Origin of the sequence: Verrucomicrobium sp. 3C (genome assembly GCF_000379365.1) — a bacterium.
Lineage (GTDB): Bacteria > Verrucomicrobiota > Verrucomicrobiia > Methylacidiphilales > Methylacidiphilaceae > Methylacidimicrobium.
Genome location: NZ_KB901875.1, coordinates 1,534,193 through 1,540,955, shown reverse-complemented (window position 1 = coordinate 1,540,955; position 6,763 = coordinate 1,534,193). Strand labels below are relative to the sequence as shown.

Genomic DNA, 6,763 nt, shown 5'->3' with positions numbered 1-6,763 from the left:
GCCAGCAGCGCCACCGCCTGCCCACCTTGGGCAATGACCTGGCGTAAATAGTCGCCCACCGATCGCCCCGCCCCCAGATAGTGGCGCTCCTTCAACTGCCCATCGAACCATTCGATTTCTTCCGGAGAACTGGCAATCGAAACTTCCAGTCCGCAATCCCTTGCCCCATCGGCTCTTAAATGGAAAAGCTGTTCCATCGAGCCTATGGCATCGAAAAAGTCGCCTCATGTCTAGCCTTTCTTTCCCTCCCTGGCGCAGAATCACTTGGCCGTTCATAAAAAAAGACCCTGGGCGGCTAGCAGTCGCTTGTCGGTCCCTGCTTGCTTTCGGGTCGGCTGACTCCTATCCTGTCGTCGCCTTTCGTCGCCAGACGAGGCTTGCCGCCACGCAATCGGTGGGACCATGAACGCAACGACCGCTAGCACCGACTCTGGGACACCCGTTCCCTCCGCAGAAAAGTGCCCCGCTTTCCCACCGCCTCACGAATTTTCAGCCCGGGCGCACCTTGGCAGCTTAGAGGACTATCGCCGGCTCTACCGGGAGTCGCTCGAGTCTCCCATGACCTTTTGGAGGCGAATGTCGGCGGAGCTGGACTGGAAGGAGCCCTGGAAGGAGCTTTTGGCCTGGGACCTGCCCCATGCTCGCTGGTTTGTCGGCGGACAACTCAATGCCAGCTATAACTGCCTCGATCGTCATCTGGCCGGACCCCGATGCCACAAGGCAGCCATCGTTTGGGAAGGAGAGCCTGGAGAGGTAAGGACGCTTACCTACCGACAGCTCCACTGGGAAGTCTGCCGGTGGGCAAACCTGCTCTCCCGGAGCGGAGTGGTCGACGGGGATCGGGTCGTGATCTACCTGCCGATGATTCCGGAAGCGGTGATCGCCATGCTCGCCTGCGCGCGCCTTGGCGCTGTGCATAGCGTAGTCTTCGGCGGATTCAGCGCCAAGTCGATTCGAGATCGCATCCTCGATTGCGGAGCGAAGATCGTGATCACCGCCGACGGGGGGTACCGGAAGGGGAAGATTGTTCCGCTCAAAGAGCGGGTCAACGACGCCTTGGAGGCCCCCTCAGGGGTGGAGCGGGTCCTGGTCGTCCGCAGGACAGGGGAGCGCGTCCCAATGCGGGCGGGACGCGACTGCTGGGTTGATAAAGAGCTCAAGCAGGTCGATGCCCGCTCAGAGGCCAAGCCCCTGGACAGCGAGCATCCGCTCTACATCCTCTACACCAGCGGGACGACCGGGAAACCCAAAGGCATCCTTCATACCACCGGCGGCTATCTGCTGGGTTGTGCTCTTTCCACCAAGTACCTCTTCGACCTCAAGGACGAGGATCTCTTCTGGTGCACGGCCGACGTCGGTTGGGTGACCGGCCACAGCTATGTGGTCTATGGTCCCCTGGCGCTGGGGGCTTCGGTCTTTCTCTACGAAGGCTCACCCGATTTTCCGCAACCAGATCGCTTTTGGCGGATGATCGAGCGTTACCGAATCAACATCCTCTACACCGCGCCGACCGCCATCCGGTACTTCATGCGGATGGGCGAACGGTGGGTAGAGCCCTGGGATCTCTCCTCCCTACGCCTGCTCGGCTCGGTCGGCGAGCCGATCAACCCGGAGGGTTGGCTCTGGTATCACCAGAAGATCGGGCGAGGCCGCTGCCCTGTCGTCGATACATGGTGGCAAACCGAAACAGGATCGGTGATGATCGCTCCCTGTCCTGGAGCGACTCCCTGCAAGCCGGGTTCGGCGACTCTTCCCTTCTTCGGGGTCGATCCCGCCATTGTCGACGATCAGGGGAACCCTGTTCCCTCGGGCACGCACGGGAGGCTGGTGATTCGCCGTCCGTGGCCCTCGATGCTTCGGGACATCTACGGCAGCCCAGAGGCACTCCGAAACACCTATTGGAGCGAGGTTCCCGGCGTTTATCTCACAGGAGACGGCGCCCGCCAGGACGAAGACGGTTACTTCTGGATCACGGGCCGGATCGACGACGTCCTCAATGTCTCCGGACATCGCATCGGCACCGCCGAGGTGGAAAGCGCGCTGGTGAGCCACTCCAAGGTCGCGGAAGCGGCAGTGGTTGGCGAACCCGATCCGGACAAAGGCGAGGCGCTCGTCGCCTTTGTCACCCTCCGACAAGGGGAAGCGGGGTCGGAGGAGCTCAAAAACGAACTCCGTCGCCACGTCGCCCAGGAAATCGGCGCCATCGCACGTCCCAAGGAGATTCTCTTCACTGCCACCCTTCCAAAGACCCGCAGCGGCAAGATCTTGCGCCGCCTTCTCAAGGAACTGGTACGCAGCGGCCAAATCGAGGGTGACACGACGACCCTGGAAGATCCCGCGACGGTCGCCGCCCTTTCCAAGGAAGTCGGAAAGGCTGCCGATTAACCTGCATGTCTCCGTTAGCCGCCGGAGACGTTCGGATCCCTCGCCTGCTTTGCCTGCCCCGCCCCTCTTCGCGCACGGTTCGGGGAGCAGATGCCCCGACGCGAAGCCCGAATGAAATCGATCATGCGTCGCACTTCTCCACTCAGCCAGCGCCTCTCCATCTCCTGCAGGGCCTGCGACACGTTGCGTCCGCTTTCGTAGAGGATGCAGTAGGCGGCCTCGATCTGTCGGCGTGTCGCTTCGGAAAAGCCTGCCCTGCGCAATCCGACCCGGTTGACGCCGGCGACCTCGTTTTCGTCGACGGCCATCAAAAACGGAGGAATATCCATGCCGATCCGGATCCCTCCCCGCACCATCGCCAGCTCTCCGATGCGCACGTGCTGATGGAAGACGGAGCCACCCCCTAAAAAGGCTCGATCTCCTACCCGAACATATCCGGCCAGCAGCACGTGGTTGACGAGGATCGTCCGGTTCCCCACAAGGCAGTTGTGCCCGACGTGACACCCAACCATCAGATAGTTGCCGTCTCCGATCCGCGTCTCGCTCTCCGGCTTAGCCCCCCGATGGATGGTGACGTGCTCCCGGATCACGTTTCCCTCTCCGATCACCACGCGGGAAGGGGCTCCATCCCAGGAGAGATCCTGCGGCTCGGCTCCAATGACCGCCGCATAACCGACCTGGTTTCCCGGTCCGATGCACGTTCCCGCGGCAACGACCGCATGAGCTCGAATCTCGCAACGGTCTCCGACAATCGCCTCCGCTTCGATCACCGCCCCGGGGCCTACCCGCACCTCCCGGCCGAGATCGGCTTTGGGGCTGACCATCGCTGTCGAATGAATCATCCTTCCCCTCGTTCCCGAAAGCTGTAATAGAGCACTACTCCCTTGCGCGACTCCCCGAGAATCAGGTGGTCGACCACCTCGATCCCGAGGATTTCCCCGGCCCGCTTCATTTCGCGGCTGATGGCCATGTCGTCCGCCGAGGGCGTGGGGTCTCCGGAAGGATGATTGTGGGCGAAAAGGACCGAATGGGCTTTGTGTGCAATCCCGGCGCGGAAAGCCTCGCGGGGATGATACAGACTCTCGTTGAGAGTCCCTCGGGTAATTTCCTCGACCGGCAGAAGACGCATCCTCGGTCCCAGAAACTCCACCGCATCCTTCGGAGACGCGATGCGCCTTCCCAGGAGATCCTCCTGAGCCAAACGGGTACCCAACACGAAGGCGGCCACCAGGCGTGCGGCTTTGGTTTGCCCCACCCCCTTGCACTGAGCAAGCTCGGCCGCCGAAGCCCTCCCCAATGCTTGCAGGCCGCCGAAACTCGTGATGAGCTCTTCGCCGAGGCCGACGGCCGAAAGGCCGCTCCTACCGATTCCGAGAAGAATCGCCAGCAACTCCGAATCTTTCAGCCCATTCGGACCGTCCGTCGCCATTCTCTCCAGCGGACGTTCCGCCGGGAGCATCTCGCGAATCCGCCGAGCCACGCTCGACGAGGATAAAGGGAGCAAGCGATGCTTGCAAGAAAGGGGGAATCCAAGCGTGCACGTAGACCCCATCGGGGCGGTAGCGAACCTCTACGGGCTCGCCCTCGCGATGGAGACGCGCCAGCAGATCGCCGCGCTCGACCGGAAAGCGCAAACGAAAAAGGAGAGCCCTCCCGCGCGACCAGCTTTCGATCCGCGACAGAAGCTCCTCGATCCCGGCCCCATCCCGGGCCGACACCCCGATGCTTCCCGGATACCGCAGTAACAGGCGATGGAGTGGCGCGGGACCATGCAAGCGATCGATCTTGTTCCACACGAGGAGCGAAGGCTTCCCAAGCACGTCGAGTTCATCCAAGACCCGCCGCACGTCCGCGATCCGCTCCTCGGCCTTGGGATCGGACACGTCAACAAGATGGATGAGAAGGTCGGCTTCCTTCACCTCTTCCAAAGTGGCCCGGAAGGAATCGATCAAGTCGTGCGGTAGCTTTCGGATGAAGCCAACCGTATCGGCCAGGAAGGCCCGCTGCTTTCCTTTCAGCTGCAACAGCCGGATCGTCGGATCGAGCGTCGCGAAGAGCTTATCCTGGACCAATACTTCCGACTGGGTCAACCGATTGAACAGCGTCGATTTCCCGGAATTGGTGTACCCGACCAAGCAGAGAGTCGGCCAGGAGCATCGGTGTCTTCCTTCCCGTTGCACCGCCCGGGAGCGCCGAACCGCCTCCAGGTCGCGGTGCAAGCGCGCGATCCGCTGCTGGACTCGACGCCTGTCGACCTCCAGCTGAGTTTCTCCGGGACCCCGGGTGCCGATTCCTCCGGTTTGCCGTGAAAGGTGGCTCCAAAGCCTGGTGAGCCTCGGGAGCAAGTAGAGGAGTTGAGCAAGCTCGATTTGAATCTTCCCCTCCCGCGTCTTGGCTCGCTGCGCAAAAATATCGAGAATCAGCTGAGTCCGGTCCAAGACCTTCCGAGAAAATACGTTCGATAAATTGCGGCTTTGGGCCGGGGTTAACTCGTCGTCGAAAATGACCGAGTGGATCCCGCCTTCCTGGCATTGCTCGGAAAGTTCCTCCGCTTTGCCGCGCCCGATATAGAATGGAGCCGTCGGTGTCGGAAGCCGCTGAACGGCATGAGAGGCGACCGCCGCTCCCGCGCTTCGGACAAGCTCTCCCAGTTCTTCGAGTGATTCCGTAACTCCCGGCTCCTGCTGGTTCGGCAACTCGATCCCAACAAGGAGCGTTTTCTCTGCGGGATGGCCTAGGGTTCTCATCCAGCAAGAAAAGCGACCTTGCTAATTGGGAAACGATTTACCCTAGGAGCCTGCATATCTCACAAAGTTCTTACCCGAATCGCGACGAATGGACCTGGATACAGGGCGGAGCGCCGGTTTTCCCCCGAAGCTGCAGGACGACATACTGCGAGGAGGGAAAACCCAGCCCCAACACAACAGCCGGTCCCACTTCGCAAGCCGCAGGAGAACGCTTGTGAGATATGCAGACTAGTGACGGCAGGGAAGAGGACCATGCTCTTCAATTACCAGATGAAAGCGAATCGTAGCCTCTTTCCGAAACCAAGTCAACTGCTTCCGTGCGTACCGAAAGGTGTCCCGAGCAATGGTTTCCTCCAGCATCGCCCGGCTCCCTCCCCGAACCAGGAATTGCGCGATCGGGGCATAACCGATCGCAGGGCAACGGGAGAGGCTTTCCAGCCCCCCTTCGCGCAGCCGGTCGGCCACCTCCTCGAGCCACCCGGAAGCCAGCATCTTCCGGACACGCTCGGCGACCCGGCGCCTCAACGCTTCGACCGGCCTCTCCACCCAGATCGTGCGATGACGCGCCAGCAAGGGTCGTGTCGTCTCTTTCTGCCAATCCAGGAGAGAGATTCCAGTCGTTTCCTTGACCTCGATCGCTCGAATCAGGCGTCTGGGGTTGCGTAGGTCGATGCGCGCGGCCGCTTTGGGATCGATTGCTTCGAGTCGCTTCCCAAGTTCGGCGGTGGAGAGCGCCTCCAGTTTCTGCCGAAGCGCGGCGTTTCCCGGAGGAGCCTCGCAGAGACCTTGCACCATGCTCCGGTAGTAGAGCCCGGTCCCTCCCACGACGATCGCGGGGCGCCCCTGTCCCAGGCAGGCATTCAAAAAAGAGCCGGCGTGATCCCGATACTGAGCCACTGAAAAGGGCTCGCGCCAGTCCACCAGATCCACCCCTCCATAGGAAAAGCGAATCCGCTCCTCCCGGGAAGGTTTTGCCGTCCCTCGATCCAGACCCCGATAGACCTGCATCGAATCCATGGAGAGGATCCAGGCCCCACACCTCTCCGCGACCGCGTGCGCCAGTTCGGTTTTTCCAACCCCCGTCGAGCCGACGACAAAAAGCGGCTCGCCAGGCTCGACCCGCGCCAGCCAGCCCTCTATCTCATCATCATGCACCTTCTTGCTCTCACTCTGGTTGGCCTGCTTGCCGGTTTTGCCAGCGGCTGCTTCGGAATCGGCGGAGGCTCGATCCTCGTCCCGATCCTGATCCTCTCTTTTGCCGTACCCTATCACACCGCAGTAGGAACTTCGCTCGCCCTCATCCTGCCGATCGCCCTGGCGGGCAGCCTCACGAACTGGAGCCTCAAACAGATCGACTGGAACCTCTTTGCGGTGATCGCCCTCTCCGGGGCGGCGGGTGCTGGCCTCGGATCCCTTTTCATTCAAGCGATCCCGGCGGTCTATGCCAAACGGGCTTTCGCGGTTTTTCTTCTCTACGCCGCCTACCGGCTCTGGCGCTAGCAGCCTGTCGGACTTTCCTTTTCCCTCTGGAATATGGTAAAAGAGGGCATGGCTGAGCGATTTGTGATGGTGGATCGGATGACCCCAATGCTTTTGCCCGAGGACATGCGGGATTGGGTGAGGGAAGACGA

Annotated in this window: 5 protein-coding genes and 2 pseudogenes; 2 read left to right on the top strand and 5 right to left on the bottom strand. The window is 61.4% G+C overall.

Annotation, left to right across the window (positions count from 1 at the left end; all coding sequences use genetic code 11):
• A pseudogene (locus A37A_RS20590) lies at nucleotides 1-197 on the bottom strand (hypothetical protein); the annotation flags it as partial.
• A gap of 271 nt (nucleotides 198-468) precedes the next feature.
• Here A37A_RS20590 and acs point away from each other — a divergent pair.
• Nucleotides 469-2,385 (top strand): annotated as a pseudogene (gene acs / locus A37A_RS0108135) (acetate--CoA ligase); the annotation flags it as partial.
• A 14-nt stretch (nucleotides 2,386-2,399) separates the two neighbouring features.
• On the opposite strand, the gene lpxA reads toward acs, so the two are convergent.
• The 4 genes from lpxA to miaA form a co-directional block, all read right to left on the bottom strand.
• The gene (gene lpxA, locus A37A_RS0108130; protein WP_018291023.1) at nucleotides 2,400-3,227 is read right to left on the bottom strand and encodes an acyl-ACP--UDP-N-acetylglucosamine O-acyltransferase; all 828 of its coding nucleotides are present in this window, start codon (nucleotides 3,225-3,227) and stop codon (nucleotides 2,400-2,402) included.
• A complete protein-coding gene (locus A37A_RS0108125; RefSeq protein ID WP_196799546.1) occupies nucleotides 3,224-3,814 on the bottom strand; it encodes a JAB domain-containing protein in 591 nt (196 codons plus the stop codon). Before A37A_RS0108125 ends, lpxA begins: the two co-directional genes overlap by 4 nt.
• The gene (gene hflX / locus A37A_RS0108120; protein ID WP_018291021.1) at nucleotides 3,747-5,132 is read right to left on the bottom strand and encodes a GTPase HflX; all 1,386 of its coding nucleotides are present in this window, start codon (nucleotides 5,130-5,132) and stop codon (nucleotides 3,747-3,749) included. The genes A37A_RS0108125 and hflX overlap by 68 nt, the downstream gene beginning before the upstream one ends.
• A 228-nt stretch (nucleotides 5,133-5,360) precedes the next feature.
• Complete coding sequence (miaA, locus tag A37A_RS19190) at nucleotides 5,361-6,287, bottom strand: tRNA (adenosine(37)-N6)-dimethylallyltransferase MiaA (RefSeq protein WP_196799545.1); 927 nt, start codon at nucleotides 6,285-6,287, stop codon at nucleotides 5,361-5,363.
• On the opposite strand from miaA, the gene A37A_RS20055 reads away from it, so the two are divergent.
• The gene (locus tag A37A_RS20055) at nucleotides 6,282-6,632 is read left to right on the top strand and encodes a sulfite exporter TauE/SafE family protein (RefSeq protein WP_040887680.1); all 351 of its coding nucleotides are present in this window, start codon (nucleotides 6,282-6,284) and stop codon (nucleotides 6,630-6,632) included. The genes miaA and A37A_RS20055 overlap by 6 nt on opposite strands.
• Nucleotides 6,633-6,763: the final 131 nt, after the last annotated feature.